At 60.1% G+C, this 25,723-nt stretch carries 18 protein-coding genes and 1 riboswitch; of the genes, 8 read left to right on the top strand and 10 right to left on the bottom strand.

Features of this window, described 5'->3' with window-relative positions:
• Positions 1 to 4: 4 nt before the first annotated feature.
• The 7 genes from folP to dacB form a co-directional block, all read right to left on the bottom strand.
• Positions 5 to 946 carry a dihydropteroate synthase gene (folP, locus tag ADB02_RS08755; protein ID WP_016421487.1) on the bottom strand — a complete coding sequence of 314 codons (942 nt, stop codon included), beginning with the start codon at positions 944 to 946 and terminating at the stop codon, positions 5 to 7.
• Between the two features lie 86 nt (positions 947 to 1,032).
• Complete coding sequence (gene folE, locus ADB02_RS08750; protein WP_016421488.1) at positions 1,033 to 1,608, bottom strand: GTP cyclohydrolase I FolE; 576 nt, start codon at positions 1,606 to 1,608, stop codon at positions 1,033 to 1,035.
• Positions 1,609 to 1,617: 9 nt separating this feature from the next.
• The gene (gene ftsH, locus ADB02_RS08745) at positions 1,618 to 4,296 is read right to left on the bottom strand and encodes an ATP-dependent zinc metalloprotease FtsH (protein ID WP_049190662.1); all 2,679 of its coding nucleotides are present in this window, start codon (positions 4,294 to 4,296) and stop codon (positions 1,618 to 1,620) included.
• A gap of 269 nt (positions 4,297 to 4,565) precedes the next feature.
• A complete protein-coding gene (gene hpt / locus ADB02_RS08740; protein ID WP_049190659.1) occupies positions 4,566 to 5,150 on the bottom strand; it encodes a hypoxanthine phosphoribosyltransferase in 585 nt (194 codons plus the stop codon).
• Positions 5,151 to 5,271: 121 nt separating this feature from the next.
• A complete protein-coding gene (tilS, locus tag ADB02_RS08735; RefSeq protein WP_224784274.1) occupies positions 5,272 to 6,354 on the bottom strand; it encodes a tRNA lysidine(34) synthetase TilS in 1,083 nt (360 codons plus the stop codon).
• Positions 6,338 to 7,618, bottom strand: coding sequence for an amidase family protein (locus tag ADB02_RS08730; protein ID WP_049190655.1), 1,281 nt, complete (start codon positions 7,616 to 7,618; stop codon positions 6,338 to 6,340). Before ADB02_RS08730 ends, tilS begins: the two co-directional genes overlap by 17 nt.
• 48 nt (positions 7,619 to 7,666) lie before the next feature.
• Complete coding sequence (dacB, locus tag ADB02_RS08725) at positions 7,667 to 9,151, bottom strand: D-alanyl-D-alanine carboxypeptidase/D-alanyl-D-alanine endopeptidase (RefSeq protein WP_241482445.1); 1,485 nt, start codon at positions 9,149 to 9,151, stop codon at positions 7,667 to 7,669.
• A gap of 124 nt (positions 9,152 to 9,275) precedes the next feature.
• On the opposite strand from dacB, the gene ADB02_RS08720 reads away from it, so the two are divergent.
• From ADB02_RS08720 to ADB02_RS08705, 4 genes are all read left to right on the top strand, one after another.
• Positions 9,276 to 9,749 carry an inorganic diphosphatase gene (locus tag ADB02_RS08720; RefSeq protein ID WP_005510088.1) on the top strand — a complete coding sequence of 158 codons (474 nt, stop codon included), beginning with the start codon at positions 9,276 to 9,278 and terminating at the stop codon, positions 9,747 to 9,749.
• Positions 9,750 to 9,902: 153 nt separating this feature from the next.
• Positions 9,903 to 10,199 (top strand): rhodanese-like domain-containing protein, encoded by a 297-nt coding sequence (locus ADB02_RS08715; RefSeq protein ID WP_016421494.1) that lies wholly within the window; start codon positions 9,903 to 9,905, stop codon positions 10,197 to 10,199.
• Positions 10,200 to 10,356: 157 nt separating this feature from the next.
• Positions 10,357 to 11,175: a MarR family winged helix-turn-helix transcriptional regulator gene (locus ADB02_RS08710; protein WP_049190651.1), complete on the top strand. Its 819-nt coding sequence runs from the start codon at positions 10,357 to 10,359 to the stop codon at positions 11,173 to 11,175.
• Positions 11,172 to 15,215 (top strand): Pls/PosA family non-ribosomal peptide synthetase, encoded by a 4,044-nt coding sequence (locus ADB02_RS08705; protein WP_049190649.1) that lies wholly within the window; start codon positions 11,172 to 11,174, stop codon positions 15,213 to 15,215. Before ADB02_RS08710 ends, ADB02_RS08705 begins: the two co-directional genes overlap by 4 nt.
• A 285-nt stretch (positions 15,216 to 15,500) precedes the next feature.
• On the opposite strand, the gene metE is transcribed toward ADB02_RS08705, so the two are convergent.
• Complete coding sequence (gene metE / locus ADB02_RS08700) at positions 15,501 to 17,810, bottom strand: 5-methyltetrahydropteroyltriglutamate--homocysteine S-methyltransferase (RefSeq protein WP_049190647.1); 2,310 nt, start codon at positions 17,808 to 17,810, stop codon at positions 15,501 to 15,503.
• 39 nt (positions 17,811 to 17,849) lie between these two features.
• Positions 17,850 to 18,048: riboswitch (cobalamin riboswitch) on the bottom strand.
• A gap of 193 nt (positions 18,049 to 18,241) precedes the next feature.
• Here metE and ADB02_RS08695 point away from each other — a divergent pair.
• Positions 18,242 to 19,363, top strand: a complete 1,122-nt coding sequence (locus tag ADB02_RS08695; protein ID WP_049190646.1) for a Dyp-type peroxidase — start codon at positions 18,242 to 18,244, stop codon at positions 19,361 to 19,363.
• A gap of 285 nt (positions 19,364 to 19,648) precedes the next feature.
• On the opposite strand, the gene ppk2 is transcribed toward ADB02_RS08695, so the two are convergent.
• Complete coding sequence (ppk2, locus tag ADB02_RS08690; protein ID WP_005510168.1) at positions 19,649 to 20,548, bottom strand: polyphosphate kinase 2; 900 nt, start codon at positions 20,546 to 20,548, stop codon at positions 19,649 to 19,651.
• 154 nt (positions 20,549 to 20,702) lie between these two features.
• On the opposite strand from ppk2, the gene ADB02_RS08685 reads away from it, so the two are divergent.
• Positions 20,703 to 21,179, top strand: coding sequence for a DIP1984 family protein (locus ADB02_RS08685; protein WP_049190643.1), 477 nt, complete (start codon positions 20,703 to 20,705; stop codon positions 21,177 to 21,179).
• Positions 21,180 to 21,519: 340 nt separating this feature from the next.
• Here ADB02_RS08685 and groL read toward each other — a convergent pair whose 3' ends face one another.
• Positions 21,520 to 23,145, bottom strand: a complete 1,626-nt coding sequence (gene groL, locus ADB02_RS08680; protein ID WP_016421501.1) for a chaperonin GroEL — start codon at positions 23,143 to 23,145, stop codon at positions 21,520 to 21,522.
• 327 nt (positions 23,146 to 23,472) lie between these two features.
• Here groL and ADB02_RS08675 point away from each other — a divergent pair, with 327 nt between their 5' ends.
• Positions 23,473 to 24,858 carry a dipeptidase gene (locus ADB02_RS08675; protein WP_049190641.1) on the top strand — a complete coding sequence of 462 codons (1,386 nt, stop codon included), beginning with the start codon at positions 23,473 to 23,475 and terminating at the stop codon, positions 24,856 to 24,858.
• A 239-nt stretch (positions 24,859 to 25,097) separates the two neighbouring features.
• Positions 25,098 to 25,652 carry a hypothetical protein gene (locus ADB02_RS08670; protein ID WP_049190639.1) on the top strand — a complete coding sequence of 185 codons (555 nt, stop codon included), beginning with the start codon at positions 25,098 to 25,100 and terminating at the stop codon, positions 25,650 to 25,652.
• Positions 25,653 to 25,723 lie beyond the last annotated feature (71 nt).

Genomic DNA, 25,723 nt, shown 5'->3' with positions numbered 1-25,723 from the left:
GTTTCTACTCGTCTCCTTCCAGAGCCGCCTCGGCTGGCGATTCAGCAGGAGACTCATCGTGCTGTGCAGCGCGGTTAGAGCCACCTTCCGGATAGTCGCCGGCCGCGGTGTAACCGGTCAGTGAGCGGCCAAGGTTCCATGCCTGCGCCACCCGCACTGCGTCGAGGTTGTCGGCCACATTGTGAACTCGAACCGCCCATGCGCCCGCCGCTGCGGACAGCGCGGAAATTGCGGTAGTCGCAGCATCAGCCTGCTTTGGCGCGCGAGCCTCACTGCCGACGGCGGCGGCGAAACGCTTGCGGGAGGCACCGACCAATACGGGGAAACCGAGGTCAATAAGCTCCGGCAGGCCGTGGAGGAGCGCCCAATTGTCATCGGCGTTTTTGGCAAAGCCCAGGCCTGGATCCAGGACAATATTTTCCTCGACGATGCCGGCGCCCATGGCACCGTCGACAAGCTGAAGCAGGTGCTCACGGACATCGGCGACAATGCCGTCCGGGTGAGTCTCGGCGCGTCCAGAAGCGGAGCCGAAGCGATCGGTCTTCCAGTGCATCAGGCAGATGGGCACATCGGCATCGGCGCAGACTGCGTACATGTTGGGGTCTGCGAGACCGCCGGAGACATCGTTGATGAACACCGCGCCCTCGGCGATTGCTGCCTCTGCGACACTTGCGCGCATAGTATCGACGCTGATCAGGTGCCCGTCTGCCGCGAGCTCACGGACCACCGGTACGACTCGGGCAATTTCCTCATCCTCGGAAACGCGGTGTGCGCCGGGGCGAGTGGACTCGCCACCGATGTCGAGAATATGTGCGCCTTCAGCGAGCAGCTCGTGCGCATGGGCAATCGCCGCGTCGAAGGTCTTGTACAGGCCGCCATCGGAAAAGCTGTCCTCGGTGACGTTGACAATGCCCATCACTTTGCAGAGCTGATTCTCGATACCCATCTCCGCCGGCTGTCCTGCCTGCGCTTGCAAGGGGGATTCAGTCACCTTGTTGTCCAGCCTTTCCAATCGACCATTTAACTGTTGCGTTAGCTCTTGCGGATGAGCGCCATTGCCTCTGCGCGCGAACGGGCATCCGTCTTGAAGCCACCGCGGACGGCTGAGGTCACCGTGCGCGCACCCGGTTTGCGGATACCGCGCATGGCCATGCAGAGATGCTCCGCTTCAATGACGACGATCGCCGAGGCCGGATCCAGCCGCTCCACCAAGGCATCCGCAACCTGACTGGTCAGCCGCTCCTGCACCTGCGGGCGCTTCGCATAGCCATCGACTAGACGAGCGAGCTTGGACAAGCCCGTCACGCGACCGTCCTTGCCCGGGATGTAGCCAATGTGGGCAACGCCGAAGAACGGCACCAAGTGATGCTCACAGGTGGAGTAAATCGGGATGTCCTTGACCAAAACGAGTTCCTGGTGATCCTCGTTGAAGGTCTTTGCCAGCACCTCAGACGGATCTTCAAACAGGCCCGCGAAAACCTCACGGTAGGCTCGCGCCACTCGCGCCGGTGTCTCTTTCAGGCCTTCCCTGTCGGGATCCTCACCGACGGCAATCAACAGTTCACGCACCGCAGCCTCGGCCCGCCCCTGATCGAATTCGCGCTCCATGATGTGTACTTATCGCTCCTCGTTGGTGTCCGGCTTGTCCTGCCAGGCGCTGTTGTCTTCGTTTCGCTTGACGACGCCGTCCTTATCCGAATCGTGCATCTGTGCACCCTTGTCATCGGAGTTGTCGGCGTTCTTCGCGTTTTCCGGACGTTCTGTGTGTTCCGGCTGCTCGTTATCCGGCAGGCGGAATCCGCGCAGCTCCTGCTGTTGTCCTGCCGACGGCATCACCGTAGTCGGGGTGGCATCGCTGCCAGAGTTGTTCTGGCGGTGACGTCCCCCCTGCCTGTCCCACGGCATCTTCGGAGGGGCAGGGATATTCGCGGGGCCGTTGCCACCGTTGCTACCAATACCGGTTGCCTTCGAGCCGAAGTCCGGCGCACCTGCCGGGTAGTTAGCAGTGCCCGGGTGCTGGCCACGCGCGTTGCCCTGGCCTTCCTGTGAACCCGGCTGATTCTGCCCCTCAGGGCGAGGAGTCGGCGCAGGCGCCGGTGCCGGTGCGGGAGCCGAACCGTGCGTGCTGCCGGTATCCTTCGGCGGCCAACCTGGAGCGGTCCAACCAGCCGGCGGTGGGGTGCCACCGTAAACCGGAACATTCGGTCGGTCCTGCTGGGCGCCCGGCAGACCCGGGACACTAGCATTACCGGCACCAGCGGAGCCTGCCGGCCCCTGACCATTGCCGTTGTTGCCCGCGTCCTGGTTCTCTGGTTCGCGGCGGCGCACCGGCGCGAAGATGTTGACACGCTTCGGCGGTTCCTCGCCGCGCTCGATTGCCAACTCCACCGGTGTCTTCACCGGCTCGCGGCCATCGGCCGGGTGCTTGGTGTCGCTATCGAAGAAGTTCAGGCGCTCACGCGGAACGACATCGGTGAAGATAACTTCCAGATCCGGACGACGCAGGGTCTCCTTCTCCAGCAGTTTCTCAGCCAGAACATCGAGAGTGTCGCGGTTTTCCTTCAGGATGGCGTAGGCCTCGTCGTGAGCCTTATTGATCAGCAAACGAACCTGCTGATCAATGGTTGCTGCCACCTCTGGCGAGTAGTCCAAAGAGCCGCTGCCACCGCGGCCGACGAACGGGTCGCCCTGCTCCTCCCCGTACTTCACCGGGCCGAGCTCCGGCGACATGCCGTACTCGGTCACCATGGCGCGAGCAATCTTGGTGGCCTGCTCAATATCGGCAGAAGCACCGGTAGTCGGCAGTCCGAAAACCAGCTCCTCGGCAGCGCGACCACCCATGGCGAAGACCAGACGGGCAAAGAGCTCTGGCAGGTTATACATGCCCTTGTCGTCCTCGGGGACGGTCAGCGCATGTCCACCAGTGCGACCGCGAGCCAAGATGGTGACCTTGTAAACACGCTCAATGTCCTTCAGCGCCCATGCGGCCAAGGTGTGACCACCCTCGTGGTAGGCGGTGACCTTCTTCTCCTGCTCGGAAATCACCTTGGAGGTACGACGCGGACCACCGATAACTCGGTCGACTGCCTCTTCCAACGCATCCGCAGTAATGATGTTGCCGTTGACGCGAGCGGTCAGCAACGCCGCTTCATTCAGCACGTTCTGCAGATCAGCACCGCTCATACCGGCGGTGCGCTTCGCCAGCGACGTCAGATCCGCATCCGGACCCAGCGGCTTGTTCCGGGCGTGGACCTTCAGAATTGCCTCACGGCCCTTCAGGTCTGGCGCACCCACCGGAATCTGTCGGTCAAAACGGCCCGGACGCAGCAGCGCCGGGTCGAGAATATCCGGACGGTTGGTCGCAGCCATGATGATTACGCCCTGACGATCACCAAAACCATCCATCTCCACCAGCAGCTGGTTCAGGGTTTGCTCACGCTCATCATGGCCGCCGCCCATACCGGCACCACGCTGGCGACCGACGGCGTCAATCTCGTCGATGAAGATAATGCACGGGCTGTTTTCCTTGGCCTGATTAAACAGGTCACGGACACGAGAGGCACCGACACCGACGAACATTTCAACGAAGTCCGAACCCGAGATGGTGTAGAAAGGCACTCCTGCCTCACCGGCGACGGCGCGGGCCAGCAAGGTCTTACCGGTACCGGGAGGACCGTAGAGCAGAACACCACGCGGAATCTTCGCGCCGAGCTCCTCGTAGCGAGCTGGGTGCTGCAGGAAATCCCTAATCTCGTCGAGCTCCTGGACGGCCTCATCGGCACCAGCAACATCCTCGAACGTATTGGTCGGGGTCTCCTTGTTCAGCAGCTTGGCGCGGTTGCCACCAAAGCCGAACATGCCGTTCTTGCCGCCTTGCATGCGGCTGAAGAAGTACATGATGACGAAGAAGAAGATCACCATCGGCAGCAGGAAGCCCAAGGTGGACATCAGGAAGGAATCCTGCGTGACCTTGGTATCGAACTTCTCCATACCCTTGGCGGCGGTGACCTTGTCAAAGACTTGGTCGGTCGCACGCGCTGGGTACTTGGTCATCACCTTCGTGACGTCCTCAGTACCCTCGACCTCCACGCCCTTCTTCAGGGTGAGGCGAATTCGCTGTTCACGATCGTCAATCTGAGCTTCCGTGACATTGCCCTTATCCAACTGGGTCAGGGCAACGGACGTATCCACCTCGCGGTATTCCCGGGAATCATCCGCCAGCTGAGTAATAGCAAAGAGGATAATCAGGATGATGCCGGCAACGGTGGCAAACCGGAACACCTTTTTCTTGTCCATACAGTGGGTTCGCTTTTCGCTCTCTACATCTATTAGTTGCTTTTATTAATTGTACGCATCAACGAGTTCTTCTCGAAGACACATCAATGTCACAACGTGGGGCCAGGGCTCATGGCACCTGACCCCACAGTAGGCATAACGCATCGCAACCGAAAAAAGTTTCCAACTCCCACTTTTCATAGCTAGAAGACAGCTAGAACTGCGGGAGGGTACGCGCGCAATGCCCGTCGTAAAGCATCGGCACTGTGCAATAAGCGCCGAAGACAGACCTAGCCCTGGTAAACGCGCGGGTGAAGCGTGCCGACGTACGGCAGGTCGCGGTAGCGCTCGGCGTAATCCAGGCCGTAACCGATGACGAACTCGTTCGGAATGTCGAAGCCAACATCCGCAACATCCAGGCTGGTGCGCACAGCCTCTGGCTTACGCAAAAGCGTAATGACCTCCAGGGAGCGCGGATTACGGTTGCGCAGGTTCTTCATCAACCAGGACAGGGTCAGGCCGGAGTCAATGATGTCCTCGACGATCACAACATCGCGTCCCTCAATATCGCGATCCAGGTCCTTCAAAATACGCACCACGCCTGACGACGAGGTGGAGTTTCCGTAACTGGAAACCGCCATGAACTCCATCTGGCTGGGAATGCTGAGCTGACGAGCGAAGTCAGTCAGGAAGAACACCGCACCCTTGAGCACTGCGACCAGAATCAGATCGTTGTCGGCATCCTTGTACTTCTCATTCACACGATGCGCCATCTCGGCAATGCGAGCATGCAGCTCCTCTTCGCCAATGAGAACTGCCTCTACCTCATCGCCGTAGGGGTTTGCGGGGACGTTGAAATCCTTCACATCATGCATCGCATTTCCTTTCCGCACTTCTATGGCGGCGTGTCGATGGAGCGTAACTGCCCCAGTGCAAGTTCAGGGTTATGGCAACCGATTGTTCTCAGCCGCCGGAAGTTGGATTGCGGCACCCTTCTTAAGGCACCGCGGGACGATTCATTACCAATTGTAGAGTGCCATCTTTTCGCTCAACGACCAACCTGGCATTTCTGTCAGCACCATCGCGACCGCGGGTCACCGGCACTTCGCCCTGGCCGTGATAGCGGTGCACGAGCGCCATCACCATGTCGATCTGTTTACTGCTGGGCTCCGCACCCGCCTGCCGCAACCAACGTGCGAGGACACGCACCGCGATGGCGTCGTCAAGCTCAGCCACCCCTCGCACAGACAGGCTCCCGCTTGCCGACGCCTCTTCCTCCCCCAGCAGCGCATGCAGAGCCGAATCGGCGTGAGCGTCCAAAAAGTCATTGTCGACTGCTGCAATCGCCGCAGTCTTAGCGAGATTTTCCGCAACTCCCGGACCCAGCTCCTGCTCCAGCAGCGGCAAAATCGTCTTTCGAACCCGGACGCGGGCGTAATGGTCGTCATGGTTGTGCGGGTCGTGCCACACCTTCAAGCCCAGCTCTTCGCAGCAGAGCTGAGTATCTGAGCGTCGCACACCGAGCAGCGGGCGCAGAATCCGAGTCCCGTCAGACCACGTGAGGTTGTCGCGGATGGCGGACAGCGCTTGCGGACCGCCTCCCCTGGCCAGCCGCAGCAAAACTGTTTCCGCCTGGTCGTCCAAGGTGTGGGCGAGCATCAGCGCCGCACCTCGAGATTGGGCGACCTCCCGTAGCACTGCGTGTCGTGCCAAACGCGCCTCATATTCGGGACCACGGTCGGAATTGTTGTTGATATCGACCGCGATAACCTCGGCCGTAGCCCCCATCCCCCGAGCAATGTGGGCGGCGCGCTCGGCAACTTTTGCAGAGCCCTGCTGAAGCTGATGATTAACTACGACGGCGTGGACTTTGCGGCCGGCCAGCGCACCCTTGGGCCCGAGAGCTTCCGCACAGGCCCCGGCGGTCAGGGCCAGCGAATCCGCACCACCGGAAAGCCCAATGACGACACCGCTGCCCAATTCCTGCCCCACCTGCTGCACTATCGCGCGGACAGCTTGCCGAATGATGAGGAAATGAGGGCTGCGGTCCGGCCAAAAAGGTCTAGCCAACGCGCCCACCACTTGCGATGGTTTCCATCGCGGTAAGCAGAATTCGCTCCTGGGTCGGGCGCGCAATCAGTTGCACCGGCAACCCAGAGGTCGGTTCCACAACGATGCCAGCCGGGAATCCCAGGTAATTCCACGTCGAGACGTAGGGAGTGAAGCGCAGATTGGACAGCAGGTTCACAATCCAGGGCATGCGATGCCATGCGCGAATTCGCGGTGGGTTCTTGGCCAGAGCCGGGGTAATCAAGATGGTGTCACCCGGTAGCTCACGCTCGATGCGAGCGCCATCGCGTGCCACTTGGCGGCCATTGATTGTGAAACGCAGCAAGCGTCCAATGCCGGCGTGGACTCGATTGCGCCACTCCAGGTGATCGGGGCGCGGCTCGTCGCGAAGCTGATCCGCCACCCCCGCAGTCCAGCGCGCGAGCATCGGCAGTGGGTTCAGCGGGTACGGCATGTTCTTTTCCGTGACGGCAAATCCCTTGTCCGCGAATACTCTCGCCGCCTGTTGTGCCGCATCGACGTACTCCGGTGCAGCCTTCAAACCGAATACGGGCGCAGTGGTGTCCACGCTGACGGCGAAGTTTTCAGGCAGGGTCTTCGCCGGATCCTCCGCATCCACCATGCCATTTGTGAGGATCTTGGTGATCAGGCGCAAGTCCTCGTTATTGACTGTGAGCACCCCTTGGACAGACATTCCGTACCAGTCATTGCCGCCCACGCGCCCCGGCATTGTTCCCGGGGTCGCCTTCAGGGTCGAAAGCCCGCAGCACGCTGCAGGGATACGAAGTGACCCCATGCCGTCGTTGCCCTGCGCAAACGGAACCATCCCAGCGGCGACAGCCGCTGCGGATCCACCGGATGACCCACCGGGAGTGTGCCCCGGCAGAATCGGATTGTCGACGGCCAGTCCCGGCAGCGTCGTCGTCCCCCACGTACAGAACTGCGGATTCACCGTAGTTCCCACCGCGATTGCACCGGCACTAGTCAACTGCTGGACAAACGGGTTCTCTAGAGCGGTGTTTTCCTTCAGCGCAAATGGCACACCTGCAAGCGGCAACTCCGAGAGTTTCTCGCTTTGCTCGAGTTCCCGCGCAGCCTGCAGAGCCCTATCCGCCCACACTTCGCGGAAGGCATGAATCCCTCCATCCAGTCTGGCGATAGCGTCGAGACTGCGCTGCACGCTGTCCACCGGGCTTAGCTTTCCCTCGCGGACCTGTGCGGCAATCTCGCGAACGGTTGGCAAGTTCCTAATCGCGGAAGTGTGAGAGGCCATTGCAGATTCATCTCCTCAAATTATTTTCAGTGGAAAATAAATCTCAGTTTAGATATCCGCAAGGGCGCTCGCTGCCTTATCGGACGCAGCTCTTGCCGGCAACAGGCTCGCCTCGTTGGAAATCAGTGCGAACGTCAGCACCTGTCCCGACTTCGTCACCACATATCCCGCCAACGCCGAGGCTTTATTCAGCGTGCCTGTCTTCGCACGGACGATGCCCGCCCCGGACTGACCAGCAAAGCGCGTCGCCAGAGTGCCGGACACCGCCGCCACCGGCAGGCTATCCAGCAGTGGGCGCAACCGCAACGCAGCGCTTTCCGACGACTCCTGCGACTCCGCCAGTCCCCCCTGCTCGGCCGATTCCACCGGACCCGCGGCCGAATTGAGCACCTCGGAGAGATGCTGCGGAGAAATACGGTTATCCGTGCTCAGGCCGCTGGAGTCCGACAGCACGGCGCCATCGAGAGGAAAACCGTGCTCCGCGAGAGTGTCGCGCACGGCACGTGCGGCCCCCTCAAAGGTCGGCGGCAGACCGCGAGAGATAGCCACCTCACGGGCAATGGACTCGGCAAGCACGTTGTCGCTGTAGTTCATCATCTCGTGCACACGGGTAACCAGCGGGGCCGACTGCACGAGCGCGACGGGGTCTGGATCCAGAGGCAGTGACTGACCATCCTTGGCCGCATCCCTCAAGCTGCCTCCGTTTTCCGCACCAAGCGCCTTGGCCAGTGCATCAGCGGCATCCGCGGCGGGCGTGGCGCTGCGCTGCGATTCTTCATTCGTCGGATCGATACGACCGGCGTCCATCATCACCGACTCCACCGGTGCGATGTAGCCGTCCTCCAGCCCCGCACGCTCCCAGGTCTCGTGGAAACTCTCGGTGAATAGAGAGTTGTCGAGATAAACCTTGCCGACCCCCTCCGGAATGACCACGGAAATCTTTTTCGCCAACTCAGCGAGTGAAGCCGAGTCCTGGAAGAACCCTTCCCCGTCCTTGCTTAAGGTGGGGTCGCCCCCGCCGTGCAAAACGATGTCGTTAGTCCCCGTAACCCGGGAGACACGGGTGGAAACCCGATGATCTTCACCTAAGTCCAACAGTGCGGCAGACGCAGTGAGAATCTTCATGCTGGACGCCGGCATGGCCACCGCGGTGTCATTGACCCCCCACAGCTTCTGGCCGGTCGAAGCATCGCTGACAATTCCATGCAGCTCACCGAAGGCTGGATCGGCCGCAGCAGCGTCCATGATGGCGCTGACTTTTTGAGCCAGAGCGCCGTCGTCAAGCGAAGACTGCGCCGCCGTCACAGGAGCAGAGACATGACTGACCGCGGGCGGTGCATCGACAACAATCTGACGATTGTTATTGACGACAACCGCTACGCCGCTGCCCGCTGCGATAACGAGAACACCGGCGATGGCACCGCCGATTTTCAGTCCGCGCGACTTCTTGGATTTGCCGGATTTTACGGAACTGGGCGATTTTTGCGTGCCCTTAGCGGCGGTTTTGGAGCTGTCAGAGTCGGTACTACCCACGGTCACAAACACCTTCTTCCTGAAAACAAAACCTCACTTAAGGTGCACAAATAAACGGTTTTGAGCGGGTTTCGCATAAGATAGCCGTCAGAGAAGTGTACACCGATTATAAGGAGTCATCGCCGTGAGCGTTGAGGTCACTATTGAGATCCCGAAGGGTCAGCGCAACAAGTACGAAGTCGACCACGAGACCGGCAAGGTCTACCTCGACCGCTACCTGTTCACCCCAATGGCCTACCCGGCCGACTACGGCTTCATCGATGAAACCCTCGGCGAGGATGGCGACCCGTTGGACGCTCTCGTGATCCTGCCGGAGCCGGTTTTCCCGGGCGTTATTGTCAAGGCTCGTCCGCTCGGCGTTTTCAAGATGACCGACGAGGCCGGCGGCGACGACAAGCTGCTGTGCGTCCTGGATGATGTCCGCTTCGACCACTACCAGGACATCGACGATGTTTCCCAGTTCACCAAGGACGAGATTGAGCACTTCTTCGTCCACTACAAGGACCTGGAGCCGGGCAAGGAAGTTTCCGGTTCGGGCTGGGGCGACAAGGCTGAGGCTGAGCGCATCCTGGCTGAGGCTATCGAGCGCCACAAGTAAGAGCCACAAGTAAGAATTGCGCTAGCCAATCTCCCTTTCTGGGGCTCGCACCTTTGACGCAGTTCCTGTGATTCAGCGCTACGGCCGTCGGAGTTTTCCTCCGGCGGCCTTTGTGCTTCCGGCGATAAGGCCAGATTGCGTATAGTGCGCACTATGGAAACCGTAAACGTATCTGAAGTACCCGAAGACGCACAGATCATTGATGTCCGCTCACAGATGGAGTGGGATGACGGCCACGCCACCGGCGCCGTTCACATCCCCATGGAAGAGATTCCGTCCCGCTACGGCGAGCTGGATTTGGATTCCGACATTTACCTGATGTGCCGCTCCGGTGGACGTGCCGCTCAGGTTTCTTCCTGGTTGGAGAAGAACGGTATCGACACCATCGTCATCACCGGCGGCATGATCGACTGGGAGCACTTCGGCCGCCCAATGGAGAAGGCCAACTAAACCAACTACAACTGCCCTGCCTACCCGCAGGGCAGTTTTTCTTTTATCTACCCACCCCAAAGCACAGACCTTCTAACAATCCGCAGGCAAACAGGGACATTATTAGTTGGCCATGTCCCATTATTGACGGTTCCCCAGATTGTCTAGTATGGGAAGTATGTCTGATTCATCCGTACTTTCCTCGGCGGACTCAGCCGACACCAGCGGTGGTGTGGCAGCCGACGTAGACGCGAAGGTGTCTGCTGTCGACGCACAGAGCGGCACCAAGGCGAAGAAGGCTCGCAAGGGAGCGAAAGCCAAAAACAAGGCCAGCGCTAAGTCCAAGTGCAAGCCCGGCTCCGCAAGCGAACCCGCCGTCGCACCGGCCGCCCTGCGCAAATCCGCGTCCTGGTGCCTGGCACAGCTCGATGCGGCTGTCCGTGCCAGCGTCAACGCGGCTCTTGGCCGCACTCAGATTGAGTCGATTTCCATCCGCGGTTATTGGGTTCTGGAGGCCATCGCCGATGGCGGCGACATGGCTCAAACCGAGCTGAGCGCGCTGCTCGGCATGGACCGCTCGGACATGGTTCGCCTGATTGACTCTCTGGAGTCGGCAAATCTAGTCGAGCGCACCCGAGACTCCAAGGATCGTCGCCGCCAGCTCATCGCACTGACAGAAACGGGCAACACTACCCGCGCATCTCTGCGACGCTCACTCCGCAGAGCCGAGCGCGCCGCCGTCGCCGAATGCGCACCCGAGGTACGCGCGCTGCTTGCATCGCTTGCCGACGACTCCGCTGCAAGCCCCGAAACTGACTCCGGCGCGAAGAACCCCGAGGCCGCTACCCCAGAGGTCACGGCCACTGAGACAGACACCAAGGACATGGCGGAGAATAAGACGCAGGCGACGTCGTCAAGCGATGCCCCGCGTCCTAAACGTAAGAAGTCGAAGAAGAAAAAGCGCAAGAAGAAGAATAAGAAGGGGTCTTCTAAGTGACAACCACTGAAGCGAAGTTCCTACGCGCTACGGAACAGCCGCTTGAGCGCACACTCATTGACATTGTCCGGGCGACCGCGCGAAGGTTCCCCGAGGCTGAGGCCATCGATGACGGCGAGGTTGTCGTCACGTATGCGGAGTTGATCAACGAGATTGATTCCACAGCTACGTGGCTCTACGAACAGGGCATCCGTCGCGGCGACCGCATTGGTGTGCGGATGCCGTCGGGAAGCCGCGAGCTCTACCTGGCAATTTTGTCCATCATGGCCGCCGGTGCCGCCTACGTTCCGGTGGACGCGGATGACCCCGACGAGCGTGCAGAAATGGTCTTCGGCGAGGCCGGTATCGCCGGTTACTTCGATGCTGAAGGCCTGCATTTGGCTGGCTCCACGGCACGTAATCGCCCCCGCCCGCTGGACTCCGACGCCGACTCCGACGAGGAAGAGACGGAACCGACGCCGCCGAGCGCACGCGAGATCATCTCGCAGGAGCCCACTCCTGACGATGACTGCTGGATTATTTTCACCTCTGGCTCCACCGGCAAGCCCAAGGGCGTGGCGGTCACCCACCGCAGCGCCGCCGCTTTTGTCGATGCGGAGGCCCGCTGGTTCTTGGCCAACCACCCGGAAGGACCGCTCGGCCCGGATGACCGCGTTCTCGCCGGCTTGTCCGTCGCCTTCGACGCCTCCTGTGAGGAAATGTGGCTGGCCTGGCGAAATGGTGCCTGCCTGGTGCCGGCTCCGCGTTCGCTGGTGCGCTCCGGCGTGGACCTGGGCCCATGGCTGATTTCCCGCCACATCACCGCTGTTTCCACAGTTCCGACGCTGGCCGGCCTGTGGCCCGCCGAGGCGCTCGACAGCGTGCGCCTGCTCATCGTTGGCGGCGAGGCCTGCCCGCAAGAGCTGGTCGAGCGCCTGTCCACCCCAGAGCGCGAAATGTGGAACACCTACGGCCCCACCGAGGCCACCGTCGTGGCCTCCGGCATCGAGCTGAGGCCCGGCAAGCCCGTGACCATCGGTTTTCCTCTGGACGGCTGGGACCTCACCGTCATCGACGAAGAGGGCAACCCCGTCCCACCGGGCACCAAGGGCGAGCTGGTCATCGGCGGCGTGGGACTCGCACGCTACCTGGACCCGGAGAAGGACGCCGAGAAGTACGCACCGCTGCCAGCTCTCGGTTGGGAGCGCGCGTACCGCACCGGCGACCACGTCATCATGGACGAGGACGGACTGTACTTCACCGGCCGCGTCGACGATCAGGTGAAAATCGGCGGTCGGCGAATTGAGCTCGGCGAGGTCGAGGCGCACCTGGCTGCCCTCCCCGGCGCTACTCAGGCGACTGTCGTGGTGCAGAAGACCGGTGCTGGCGACTCCATCCTGGTCGGCTACGTCGGCGCCGGTGGCGACGCCGCAGCCATGGACTACGACAAGTGCATGGACACCCTCCGCGATGCCATGCCAGCCGCGATGGTGCCACGCCTGCACATCATGGATGAGCTGCCGGTTCGCACCTCCGGCAAGGTCGACAAGGCGGCGTTGCCGTGGCCACTGCCTGCACGTGCGGGTGAGGGCGACGTCGACAAGCTGAGCCCTGTGGAGAAATGGCTGTCCGATATCTGGGCCGACGTGCTGTCCGTACCTGCGCCCGGCGCAGCCTCGGACTTCTTCGCCCTGGGCGGCACGTCGCTGGCGGCGGCGAGCGTCATCGCGCGCATTCGTCAGCGCGCCCCACAGGTCGCCGTGCGCGATCTCTACGACCACCCACGCCTGGGAAACCTCGCCGAGGAATTGGTCGCTCGCGGTTTCATCAGCGACGACATGCTTGCCGACGCGCCAGACCCCACCGCCCACCTGGAAAAGGTGCCCGAGCCGACGCCTGTCTCCCGCAAGACCCGTTGGGCGCAGGTCGGCCTCATGGTGCCTCTGCAGTGGGCACGTGGCATGCGCTGGGTAACGTGGCTTGCGATTATCAACTGGGTTATCGGCGGGCCGCTGGCACTACCAGGCTGGTTGGTGGCTGTACTGGCCGTGTTGTTCCTGACCCCGCTGGGGGTTATGCCCATCAACGCGGCGACGACACGCCTGCTCACGCGCAACATCGCCCCGGGTGATTACCCGCGTGGCGGCTCGGTGCATCTGCGCCTATGGGCGGCTGAACGCCTGGCAGAGAGCTCCGGCGCCCACTCAGTGGCGGGCGCTCCGTTCGTGCTGTGGTATGCCCGCATGCTGGGTGCCCGCATTGGTAAGGGCGTGAATCTGCACGCGCTGCCGCCGGTGACGGGTCTGGTCAAACTGGATGATTACTGCTCGATCGAGCCGGAGGTAGACCTGTCCGGATACTGGGTCGATGGTGATGTCGTCCACGTCGGCGAGGTCACTATTGGCAAGCACGCCCGCATCGGTGCCCGTTCCACGCTGCTGCCCGGCGCGCGTATCGGCAATGACGCTCACATCGAGGCGGGTTCCACCGTCACCGGTGAAAAGAAGGTCAAGGCTGGTGCGCGCTGGTCGGGTTCCCCGGCTCGCAAGGTCGGCCGGTCCAAGCACCGCTTCCCGGAGGAAGTCCCGCCGGCGCGTCGCCACTGGGTGGCTATCTACGGTCTTACTGCTGTGTTACTGACGCTGGTGCCGCTGTCCGCTGCGGTCGCGATGGCTGCTGTCATCGGTTGGGGCACGGGGCTTATCGACGGCACCACCGAGCTAACCACCTCGAATCTCTGGCCAACGCTGGGTAGCGCCGTGCTGTGGGCTATTCCCGCCACCTTCGTCGGTGTTGCGGTGTATGCCCTGCTGACGCTGATTCTCGTGCGCCTGTTCAGCATCGGCCTGAAGCCGGGAGTGTTCCCGGTGCGTTCGCGCGTGGGTTGGCAGTCGTGGGCGACAATTCGCCTGATGGACGCTGCCCGTCACGACCTATTTTTCATCTACGCCTCCATGTTGACGCCGCTGTGGCTGCGTGCACTGGGCGCCCAAATTGGTCACGACAGCGAAGTCTCCACCGCGATCGGTATTCCGAAGTTCTTGCACGTCAAGGACGAGTCCTTCTTGGCTGACGACACCATGGTCGGCAGCTACGAGCTCGGCGGCGGTTGGCTGCTGGTGGGTGACTCCCGCATCGGCAAGCGCGCCTTCCTGGGCAACTCCGGCATCACGCTTCCAGAACGCAAGCTGGCGAAGAACTCGCTGGTGGCCGTGCTGTCCTCTACCCCGAAGAAGACCAAGTCCGGCTCCAACTGGTGGGGTTCGCCGCCAGAGCGCATGCGCCGCGTGGGCACCGTCTCCAGCGATGAGTCGGCGCAGACCTACCGTCCGACTACGGGATTGAAGGTCGCCCGCGGCATCGTCGAGACACTGCGCGTCCTGGCACCGATGGTCTCTCTCATGTTGGCTACGGTCACGCTGTTTATCTTGCAGGCCCTTGGCATGTTCACCGCGGAGTTGGTCACTGCAGGTGGCGTTGGCGCTGCCCTGCTCGGCCTGCTGGTCGCGTGGCTGCTCTCCCCTGCCGTGCTACTGATTGTTGGTGTGCTGGGGCTGCTCATCACGGTCGTGGCCAAGTGGGTGTGCGTCGGCAAGCACAAGCCCGGTGATCACCCACTGTGGAGCAAGTTCGTCTGGCTCAATGAGCTGCAGGATGCATTCGTCGAAATGGTTGCCGCACCGTGGTACCTGAACCCGGCGATGGCCACCGGCGGTATCGCACGCGCGATGCGTCTGCTCGGCGCGAACGTTGGCCACGGGGTGTGGCTGGAGACGTACTGGCTGCCCGAGACCGACCTTGTCAAAATCGAGCGGGGCGCTTCTGTCGGCCGTGGTTGTGTCGTTCAGACGCACCTGTTCACCGACCGCGTGATGACGCTCGACACCGTCCACATCGGACACGGCTCCGTCCTAGGACCGCACTCAGTCGCACTGCCGGCATCTGTGCTTGACGACGGCTGCCGCGTCGAACCCGGTTCTCTCGTCATGCGCGGTGACCATGTTCCTGCGCACACCTCCTGGCGAGGTAACCCAATTGAGCCAGTGGTGGCCAAGAAGTAGCCCGGATTGAGTGGGGGGCTTAGGTAGGAGCCTGGTAGGCACAACGGGCTGCAAATGTGAAACTGTGAGAGTTTATGACACTTTCAAGCCATTTTTCGGACAATTTTTGCTATAAACGCGGTCAGTAACTCCATTGGCCCGCTGCCAGCCATAACCGAGGTCACTAACTCGCATTGGGGCTAAGTAGGGCTAAGTAGCAAAAGGTGCCCACCCGGCGACACGCCGAGCGGACACACTTTTTGCTACTTAACCCACTATTTATTTTGCGGCTATGCAGTTCGCGACTTACTCTGCTAGCTGCAACCGAGCCTGCTGAGCTGCGGCTACCAATACTTTCAGTGAAGCCGTAACCTCTTCCCAACCTCGGGTCTTTAGACCACAGTCCGGATTAATCCACAGCAGGTTGGGGTCAACGCTTTCAAGCGCATCTTCCACGAGCTGGTTGACTTCTCCGTCCGTCGGCACGCGAGGCGAGTGGATGTCCCAGACACCTGGACCAATCCCGCGAACGTATCCCTCATCTTTCAGCGCTGCGAGCACCTGCATACCGTTGCGAGCTGCTTCGATGGACGTGACATCGGCGTTGAGATCATCGACGGTGTCGATAAGCTCATTGAAGTCCGAGTAGCACATATGCGTGTGAATCTGAATGTCGTCAGCCACACCAGAGGTAGCCAGACGGAAGGAACCTACGGCCCACTTCAGGTAGGCGGGCTGGTCCGCTTCATTCAGGGGCAGCAACTCGCGAATGGCTGGCTCATCGACCTGCACGATTTGCGCTCCAGCGGCCACGAGATCTGCAATCTCATCGCGCAAAACCAGCGCAACGTTATCCGCAGTGTCACCGATGGGCTGGTCATCACGGACAAACGACCATGCCAACATGGTCACCGGCCCGGTGAGCATTCCCTTGACGGGAAGGTCAGTCATGTTTGCCGCTGCCTTGTACCACTGCACCGTCATTGGCTCTGGCCTGGTGATATCACCGTAGAGAATCGGCGGCCGCACGCAGCGGGAACCATAGCTTTGGACCCAGCCATTGGCGGTCGCGAGGTAGCCGTCCAGCTGCTCCGAGAAGTACTGCACCATGTCATTGCGCTCAGGTTCGCCGTGAACCAGCACATCGAGTCCCAATTCTTCCTGCTGCTCAATGGAGCATCGAATTTCAGCGAGCATTGCTGATTCGTAGTCGACTGGGGTGAGCTCTCCCGCGCGCAACTGCGCACGTGCACGACGAATGCTATTGGTCTGCGGGAAGGAACCGATTGTGGTGGTCGGCAGCGGAGGCAGGTTAAGGGCCTCAGCCTGAGCCGCCTGGCGAGCCGCAAACGGGGAACGGTTACGGTCGCTATCCTCGATTGCCGCCAAAGCTTCACGAACTTCAGGCTTAACAATCCGCTTCGACTCTGCCCTCGATGCCAGTGCTGCCCGGGACTCCCTCAACACCTTCAAATCCGCGGCATCGAGTTGGCGGTCATTCAACTTGGCATCAAGCGCCCTCGCCAAAAGGGTCACCTCGGCAATTTTCTCATCGCCGAAGGCCAGCCACTGCAGCACCTCGGCATCTTCTTCGCTCGGGTTTTCCGAGGTCAGGGAGTACGGGACATGTAGCAGCGAACAGCTAGTCGACACCGCGATGGGGCCTCGGGCTGCCAGCTTCTCCAGCGTCGCCAGAGCTGCATCCAAGTCGGTGCGCCACACATTACGCCCATCAACAATGCCCGCAACCAGCAGTTCCTTGCCGGTCCAATGCGGCAACTCAAAGCTACCTGCTACCAGGTCGCAACCAATGGCCTGCACGCCTGTGCCAGAAAGGGTTTCCAGCGCCTGATCACCATCACCAAAGTAGGTCTGCACCCACAACTTGGTATTCGCAGACTCCGCCACGCCGGCCAACTTCTCGTAGGCCTGGCGAATCCTAGCAAGAGTCACTTCATCGAGGTCAGTGACCAATACTGGCTCATCGAGCTGAATCCACTCAAAGCCCTTATCCCCCAGTTGAGCGATGATTTCCGCGTACGCATCGGTCAACTTTTCCAAAAGGCCAAGTGGGTTCGAATCATCGTCGGTACGCGACAGGCTCAAGTAGGTCACAGGACCAATCAAATGAGGGCGCAGCATGGTGGTGGCGCCATTGTTTAAGCTGCAGGAATCATCCAACCAGTCAGTGAGGTCAGAGGTAAATTCAGTATCGGCTGACAGCTCCGGAACAATGTAGTGGTAATTGGTGTCGAACCACTTGGTCATTGCGGATGCCGGTTGCGTCTTCGTACCGCGAGCGGCGGCGAAGTAGTGGTTGATCCATTCCGGTAGGTTGGAACCGTCCGTTTTCGGGACATTCTGGAAGCGGGCTGGAAGCACTCCGAGCAGCGCCGATGTATCCAGCATAGAGTCGTAGAACGAGCGCCCAATTGTCGGAACCGAGTCGATTCCTGCCTTCAGCGCTGCGCCAATGTAGCTATTGACAGTGTTGCGCGCCGTCGCGGCCAGCAGGCCGCCGGTCGCCGGGTCGCGCCAGTAGTTTTCCAGAGCTCTTTTGAGCTCACGATTACGCCCTATCCGCGGAATGCCCGCGAGGGTTGCGTGAATTGCCATGATCTCGTGATTTCCTCGTCAGTCGTGATCAGCATCGGGTATGAAATTGCACAACCGGCAGGCATTCGGACTTGTCATCACTGAAAAGATTGGTTATCAACGCGTCGGATAAACCAAAGCTCTGGCAGTGATGCTTACCGTTGCGGGACAGTTCCGGACTTGCACCGGGATTCCCCTGCATAACTCGAAGGCCTTATGCGCGCTAGGCTCAAAACACACCTTGCGCGGAAAACGTGCGATATGCAGCACTTTCCTTAATGAACACCTTCGAGGCGGCTGTGGATGTGAAGTATATCGCAATATACAAATATCTCATTCACTTAGCCCCCTCCCCGAGCCTTTGCTTTGATGCTCTCCTGCTGGGACCAAAGTGATTAAGCTCGTAGTCATAAAAGCTATTTATTCTACCTCTTTTCAAGGAGTGACCTCGAGTGACACAGGCTTCCGGACCTTCCCTGAGGGGCGCCAAGATTCCGTTCGATGGCCCGGTCCAGTCAGGCGTTGAACAGCCCGGCCAAGCACATCTCCGCCTCGTCGCATTCGATTTGAAGGACGGCATCGACGCAGCAGATTTGAAGGAACTGTTCTCCTCGCTTACCGACGTTGCCCGCCGCCTCACCCAAGGCCAGGACATCGAGGGGTATCTGGAACCGGAAATGGTTGCAGCCACTGCAAACCTGACTATCACAGCCGGTTTCGGTGAGCGCATCTTCGACGTCCTCGGCAAACCAGGGCGCAAGCCGGCTGGTCTGCACGATATCCCGTCATTCCAGCATGACATGCTCCGCCCTGAGTGGGGTCAGTCTGACTTCGCTCTGCAGTTGTGTGGTGATGACCTCGTCACCGTTTCGGCCGCGTCCCGTCTACTGGAAAAGAAGGCGGCTCCGTGGGCTCGCGTGAAGTGGTTCCAGAAGGGCTTTTCCTACGCCTGGGGTTCGCAGCCTCACGGCGCTACCCCACGCAACCCGCTGGGCCAGCTCGACGGCACCGTCAACCCGTCCACTCCGGAGGAATGGTCCGAACAGGTGTGGATTGACTCCAAGGACAAGGCGATTAACAACTCGTGCGTGATGGTTGTTCGCCGTATTGCGCTCGACTTGAACAATTGGGATGAGCTCAGCACCGACGATCGTTCCATCGTTATCGGTCGTGACTTCCACACCGGTGCTCCTCTTTCCGGCGGCAATGACGAGTTCGATGAAGAGGACATGGACGCCGTCGATGACCAGGGCGAGTACCTCATCCACCGCCAGTCTCACTTGGCGCTTTCCCGTGAGCAGGATGGTCAGCCTGACGACGCCCTGCGTCGCCGCGCCTATGCCTACGAAGACCAGCCCGGTGAGCCGGCCTTCCCGTTCGAAGGACCGAACGTTGGCCTGGTCTGGGTTGCATTCCAGAAGAACCCGGACAACCAATTCAGTGCAATCCAGGCCCGTTTGGATCGCGGCGATTTGCTCAATGAGTGGAACCGTCACATCGGCTCCGCTGTGTATTGGATCGCCCCTGGCACTACCCCTGATTCTTACTGGGGACAGGAGTTGATTGAGGGGTAGAGGCTGCAAGCTGGCGGCGAAAAACTGACTTGGCGGGCTAAGGCCTGACGGACTAAAAGCTGACGGGCTGCAAATGTGAAACTGACCCAGTTTATGACACTTTCGAGCAAAATTTCTGGCCGTTTTTGTCATAAACTCAGTCACTAACTCGCGGTGGTCCCGGGTCCCCAGCCACAGGAGGATTGGCCCGCCGCCGCCCGCCATAAGAAAACGCCCGCCGAGTGCCTGAGCACTCATGCGGGCGTTACCTCTAGACAAGAATTTTGTCAGTTACGAGCCACCGAATTAGTCACCAATCTGGTCGCGGCCACGCTTAACAATCTTCGGATCCGGAGTACCGACCAGCTCGTGGTCCTTCTCCGTGTACTCAAACTTGCTCAGCACATAACGCATCGCGTTGATGCGGGCACGCTTCTTGTCGTTGGACTTAATGGTAATCCACGGGGACTCATCGGTATCCGTGTAACGGAACTGCTCTTCCTTCGCGCGGGTGTAGTCACCCCAACGGTCCAGCGATGCGAGGTCCATCGGAGAGAGCTTCCACTGACGTACCGGGTCGACCTGGCGAATAGCGAAGCGAGTGCGCTGCTCCTTCTGGGTCACCGAGAACCACAGCTTGGTCAGCGAAATACCGGAGCCCAGAATCATGTTCTCCAGCATCGGAACCTCACGCAGGAACTCTGCATGCTGAGACTCAGTACAGAAACCCATCACGCGCTCAACGCCCGAACGGTTGTACCAAGAACGGTCGAAGAAGACGATTTCGCCAGCGCACGGAAAATGCTCAATATAGCGCTGGAAGTACCACGAGGTGGACTCACGCGGCGACGGCTTTTCCAGAGCCACAGTTCGAGCACCACGCGGATTCAGGTGCTCGTTAAAGCGCTTAATGGTACCGCCCTTACCAGCGGCGTCACGGCCTTCGAAGAGGATGATGTGCTTCTGACCAGTTTCCTTGGTCCAGTTCTGCCACTTCAGAAGCTCAATCTGCAGCTTCCTCTTAATAGACTCGTATTCCTTGCGCGTCATGCGCTCCTCGTACGGGTAGCCATCGCGCCAGGTATCAACCCGCTCACCGTCTGGAGTGACCAGTACCGGATCGTCCTCATCAGAATCATCGACGACGTAACCTTCGGTCTTCGCCAAATCGACGATGTGGAATTCCTCTTCATTCTTGTCAGCCATACCCCTTATCCTACTGAATTTCTCTACCACACGTCCCCCATGCGGGTGCCCTTACCTGCAATTTCCCAGCAGTTAACGTTCCGTCTTACCGAAATTGAGGGGGTGGGACTGCACGCAGCGACCGTCGATAAGCACTGCGCGTACAATAAATGCCATGTTGTTATCCGAGGCTCTTGCCGCACGATCCGAAGTTTCCGACCGGCTGGCTGAGATTAATCGCCGTCTCGCGCTGGTGGCGCAGGTGCAGGAAGGCGATACGCCTGATGAAGATCCGCAAGCGCTTATTGCCGAAGCCGAGCGTCTGATGGCGCGCTTCGAATGGCTGGTGCGCTCGATTAACGCAACGAATTCCGCTACTGCCTTCGAGGACGGAACGCTTAGCGACGCACTTGCGAAGCGCGACCACCTGCTAACACGGCGGCGGTTCTACACCTCCGCAGCCGATCAGGGCTCGGGTCGGCGGGATCGATACTCAGCTTCGGAGATTCGCTATGTCGCCACTGTGGATATCCGGTCGCTGCGCCAGAAAGCCGACAAGGCGGCGAAGGAATACCGGGACTTGGATACCCGTATTCAGCAGGCGAACTGGTCAACCGAGCTTATCGAGGCCGCGAATAAGCCGGCCGAATAGCAAGCAGGGTTCGGTAGCGAGACCAGAAGAATTTCACACTTTGATAAGTCGGTAGTTGCATCCAGATTGTCGGCGAGCGCGACGGCCTGTCTCTGGCCTTAAAGGGACACCTAAAGATCTCACCTGTACTGAGGCAGCAGGATTAATAACAGACAGTCCTCGGCATTGCGTACATGGGTACAGATCATCGGTTATTTTTCACTACCAAGCGCTGAGGCATCTGATGCGACGAGGGTGGGTTCGGGGACTTAAACTTTCTCAAGTTACAGAGCAAAATCGCCGCTGAGGGACACCCCTCAGCGGCGATTTTTAAGGCTAACTCAAGCAGTTGGGACCTCTTTTAGAAGCCCATGCCGCCCATCTCGTCGCCACCCGGCATTGCCGGCATAGCCGGTTCCGGCTTGTCAGCGACAACAGCCTCGGTGGTCAGGAACAGAGCCGCAATGGAAGCAGCGTTCTGCAGTGCGGAGCGGGTAACCTTCACCGGATCGTTGATGCCGGCTTCCATCAGGTCGATGTACTCACCGGTAGCAGCGTTCAGACCCTCGCCCTGCGGCAGGGAAGCAACCTTCTCGGTGACGACGCCAGCCTCGAGACCAGCGTTCAGAGCTATCTGGCGCAGCGGAGCTGCGAGAGCCGCACGCACGATGCGGACACCGGTTGCCTCGTCGCCGGTCAGACCCAGCTCGTCGTCAAGCACGTGCGAGACCTGCAGCAGTGCGGAACCGCCACCAGCGACGATGCCCTCTTCCACAGCAGCCTTTGCGTTGCGGACGGCATCCTCGATGCGGTGCTTGCGCTCCTTGAGCTCGACCTCGGTTGCGGCGCCAGCCTTGATGACTGCGACACCGCCGGCGAGCTTAGCCAGGCGCTCCTGCAGCTTCTCCTTGTCGTAATCGGAGTCGGAGTTCTCGATCTCAGCGCGAATCTGGTTGACGCGGCCCTCGATAGCGGACTGTTCGCCAGCGCCCTCGACGATGGTGGTCTCGTCCTTGGTGACGACGACCTTGCGAGCGCGACCCAGCAGCGGCAGGTCAGCGGTCTCGAGCGACAGGCCGACCTCCTCAGAGATGACCTGGCCATCGGTCAGGATAGCCATGTCCTGCAGCATTGCCTTACGACGGTCACCGAAGCCCGGAGCCTTCACAGCGACAGACTTGAAGGTGCCGCGGATCTTGTTGACGACCAGGGTGGACAGAGCCTCACCCTCGACGTCCTCAGCAATGATCAGCAGCGGCTTGCCGGACTGCATGACCTTCTCCAGCAGCGGCAGCAGGTCCTTGATGTTGGAGATCTTGCCGGAAACCAGGAGGATGTACGGATCCTCCAGAACGGCCTCCTGGCGCTCCATGTCGGTGGCGAAGTAACCGGAGATGTAGCCCTTGTCGAAGCGCATACCCTCGGTCAGCTCCAGGTCGAGACCAAAGGTGTTGGCCTCTTCCACGGTAATGACGCCTTCCTTGCCGACCTTGTCCATAGCGGTGGCAATCAGCTCACCGATAGCCGGGTCAGCAGCGGAGATACCAGCGGTAGCAGCAATCTGCTCCTTGGTCTCGATGTCCTTAGCGGACTCCAGCAGCTTCTCGGTAACAGCCGCGACAGCCTTCTCGATGCCGCGCTTGATGCCCATCGGGTTGGAGCCAGCAGCAACGTTGCGCAGACCCTCGGAAACCAGAGCCTGAGCCAGAACGGTAGCGGTAGTAGTACCGTCACCAGCGACGTCGTCGGTCTTCTTGGCAACTTCCTTGACCAGCTCAGCGCCGATCTTCTCGTAAGGATCCTCAAGTTCGATTTCACGTGCAATGGAGACACCGTCATTGGTGATCAGCGGTGCGCCCCACTTGCGCTCGAGGACTACGTTGCGACCCTTCGGGCCCAGCGTGACCTTGACAGCGTCTGCCAGGGTATTCAGACCCGTTTCGAGACCGCGGCGGGCCTCCTCGTCAAATGCAATCATCTTAGCCATGAGGTTTGAAGAATCCTCCGTCTATTTATGTGGCACTTACATTGGAAGTTGACCCAGGCGCCCGCGACGGCATGTGATTCGAGGGAAGCGCCGCCCTCTCCATCACCGGAGTCAACACTGTACTTTTTAACGACTTTTCAACACTTGTTTCAGCACACGCATACACAAGGTGTGAAGTTGTTTTTATTAGCACTCAATTAGAGCAAGTGCTAATTCACTTTTCTAGCACTCAACCCCATCGAGTGCAAGGTTAAGCATTGTCACTCCTGGCGTCACTCCTTATGCCACTTCCAACGCCATCATGGTTGTGCGCCTACACTGTCGCACATGAGCATTATTAATAAGGAACTCACGGAGACCCTGCGAGACCACATCTCCAGCCAACGCGAGACCATCCGCACTCAGCTGACCGAGCTGGTCGCTTTCCCATCCGTACACGGCACCGAAGAAACCAAGCAGGCCTGCATCGACGCAGCCCAGGCGGTTACTGACATGTACGCAGAGCTGGGTATCGAGCTAGAGGCGCATCACACCATCGACGGTTCGATTGCACTGTCGGGTTTCATCCCCGGGTCGTCGGAAAGCGCGAAGACCGTACTGCTCTACTCCCATTACGACGTCCAGCCGGCGGGCGACGAATCCGCTTGGACCGCGGATCCGTGGACGCTCGATGAGCGCGACGGTCGCTGGTACGGACGCGGTACTGCCGACTGCAAGGGCAACGTGGTCATGCACCTGGCTGCGCTGCGCGCGCTGCGCGACGACGCTCTTGCGGGCCACGTCGACATGCCAAACATCAAACTCATCGTGGAGGGCTCCGAGGAGCGCGGGTCGGCGGGCCTGAACAACCTCATCGCCACACAGCCAGAGCTTTTCGACGCCGACGTCATCCTCATTGCGGATGTCGGCAATGCCGAGGTTGGCCAGCCGACGCTCGTGACCACTCTGCGCGGCACCGCCGATGTGGAAGTACGCGTCGATGCGCTGGAGCAGCCGGTTCACTCGGGCATGTTCGGCGGCGCAGCCCCGGATGCGCTGGCGGCACTGATTCGCATGCTCGACAGCCTGCGCGATGAAAATGGCTTTACTTCTATTGATGGACTGGACTGCTCGCAGCGGTGGGAGGGCCTGGACTACTCGCCAGAGACTTTCCGCGCTGACGCCGGCGTGCTCAATGGAGTGGGCCTGATTAGCAACGAGGACACTTCCGTCTCCGATCTGACCTGGGCGCGCCCGTCGGTGATTGTGACCGGCATCGACTGCCCACCGGCAACCAATGCTGTCAACGCGATTTCGTCGACCGCCATGGCGCACATTAACTTCCGCATCCCAGGCGGCGTTGATCCGGCTGAGGCGCAGGACGCGCTGGAAAATCACCTGCGCGCACATGCTCCGTGGGGCGTGAAGGTGACGGTCGAACGCGACGAGCTGGCTAACCCGTTCCGGGCCAACGTTGAGGGCAAGGTTGTGCAACTGGTCGCTGACAGCCTGTCGGCCGCCTATGGCAAGGAGACCGCAAGCATGGGCGAGGGCGCCTCAATTCCGCTGTGCGCCACCCTGCTGGACGCCGTACCAGGTGCTGACATCGCGCTTTACGGCGTGGAGGAGCCACAGGCTCGCATCCACTCGGCTGATGAATCGGTCGACCCGAACGAGATTCGCGACATCGCTATTGGCGAGGCGGTTTTCCTGGCCTCTGTCAACGGAATTTAACGGGGACAGCAAAGAATCCACCAAAGATATTGATTGAATGACTTGTGTCACATCTTTTACCTGTAGTAAGGTTCCACCCATGCAGCAGAACATTCTTATTCGAGTAGCGAAGGCTACGAACCCCGGTGGAGGCCGACAGGACTGACCCCTCCACACGGGGTCTCTGGCCGCAACTTCTCAAAGCACTTGGTTGGTCCGCCACTCACAGCAAAAGCAACTAAGCAAAGGACCAGAAAAGAATGTTTCCCACTCGCACCCAGAAGAACATGTCCACTTCGACGACGTTCACGGGCAAGCGCCCTTCGTTGGAGCACCAGGACAATGGCAATGTGCGAACTTATTCCGACGATCCGTTTAGGGCTCGATTCGGACATCGCCTGCCTCGTGGCTTGAGGCAGGAAGCCCGTGGCATGAACTGGCAGAAGTTCAAGGACACTTACTCCCCCACGAGCGGCCCGGTTCAGATCAAGAATTTCGACGCAACCCGTGGCACCCTGGGGCGCTGGAATTTCAACGCTGACTTAACACTGACCGACAAGGACGACCACACTCGCACTTTCACCCAGGAAATCACCGCTATGGGGCCGGTGTCGGCTTGCACCAACTTGCTGGCTGATGCAGGTTACCGCGTTGAAATCGTGGAGTTCCACCAGTTCGAGATTTTCGAGGCTACGGCTACCTTTGTCTATGCAGGTCACAACAATGACCATGTGTGGACCATGGGCTTCGGCCAGACTCCGGAGGCTTCCGTGCTCTCCGCTTTGGTCTGTGCTGCTAACCGCCTGCATGGGTAGGACGCGGATGCTGCTCGTTTAGTAAACGGGGGGTGTCCCTATGTTTTTGTCAAGTGCCAGACCGATGTTGA

The organism is Corynebacterium sp. 212_CJEI, from assembly GCF_001055915.1.
Taxonomy (GTDB): Bacteria; Actinomycetota; Actinomycetes; order Mycobacteriales; family Mycobacteriaceae; genus Corynebacterium; species Corynebacterium jeikeium_D.
This window is presented reverse-complemented; position numbering and strand designations above follow the sequence as displayed.

What these genes read in the sequence shown, in the direction of transcription:
- folP (WP_016421487.1), bottom strand. Translation starts at nt 946, where the DNA reads ATGGGTATCGAGAATCAGCTCTGCAAAGTGATGGGCATTGTCAACGTC.
- folE (WP_016421488.1), bottom strand. Translation starts at nt 1,608, where the DNA reads ATGGAGCGCGAATTCGATCAGGGGCGGGCCGAGGCTGCGGTGCGTGAA.
- ftsH (WP_049190662.1), bottom strand. Translation starts at nt 4,296, where the DNA reads ATGGACAAGAAAAAGGTGTTCCGGTTTGCCACCGTTGCCGGCATCATC.
- hpt (WP_049190659.1), bottom strand. Translation starts at nt 5,150, where the DNA reads ATGCATGATGTGAAGGATTTCAACGTCCCCGCAAACCCCTACGGCGAT.
- ADB02_RS08730 (WP_049190655.1), bottom strand. Translation starts at nt 7,618, where the DNA reads ATGGCCTCTCACACTTCCGCGATTAGGAACTTGCCAACCGTTCGCGAG.
- ADB02_RS08715 (WP_016421494.1), top strand. Translation starts at nt 9,903, where the DNA reads ATGGAAACCGTAAACGTATCTGAAGTACCCGAAGACGCACAGATCATT.
- ADB02_RS08710 (WP_049190651.1), top strand. Translation starts at nt 10,357, where the DNA reads ATGTCTGATTCATCCGTACTTTCCTCGGCGGACTCAGCCGACACCAGC.
- metE (WP_049190647.1), bottom strand. Translation starts at nt 17,810, where the DNA reads ATGGCAATTCACGCAACCCTCGCGGGCATTCCGCGGATAGGGCGTAAT.
- ppk2 (WP_005510168.1), bottom strand. Translation starts at nt 20,548, where the DNA reads ATGGCTGACAAGAATGAAGAGGAATTCCACATCGTCGATTTGGCGAAG.
- ADB02_RS08685 (WP_049190643.1), top strand. Translation starts at nt 20,703, where the DNA reads ATGTTGTTATCCGAGGCTCTTGCCGCACGATCCGAAGTTTCCGACCGG.
- groL (WP_016421501.1), bottom strand. Translation starts at nt 23,145, where the DNA reads ATGGCTAAGATGATTGCATTTGACGAGGAGGCCCGCCGCGGTCTCGAA.
- ADB02_RS08675 (WP_049190641.1), top strand. Translation starts at nt 23,473, where the DNA reads ATGAGCATTATTAATAAGGAACTCACGGAGACCCTGCGAGACCACATC.
- ADB02_RS08670 (WP_049190639.1), top strand. Translation starts at nt 25,098, where the DNA reads ATGTTTCCCACTCGCACCCAGAAGAACATGTCCACTTCGACGACGTTC.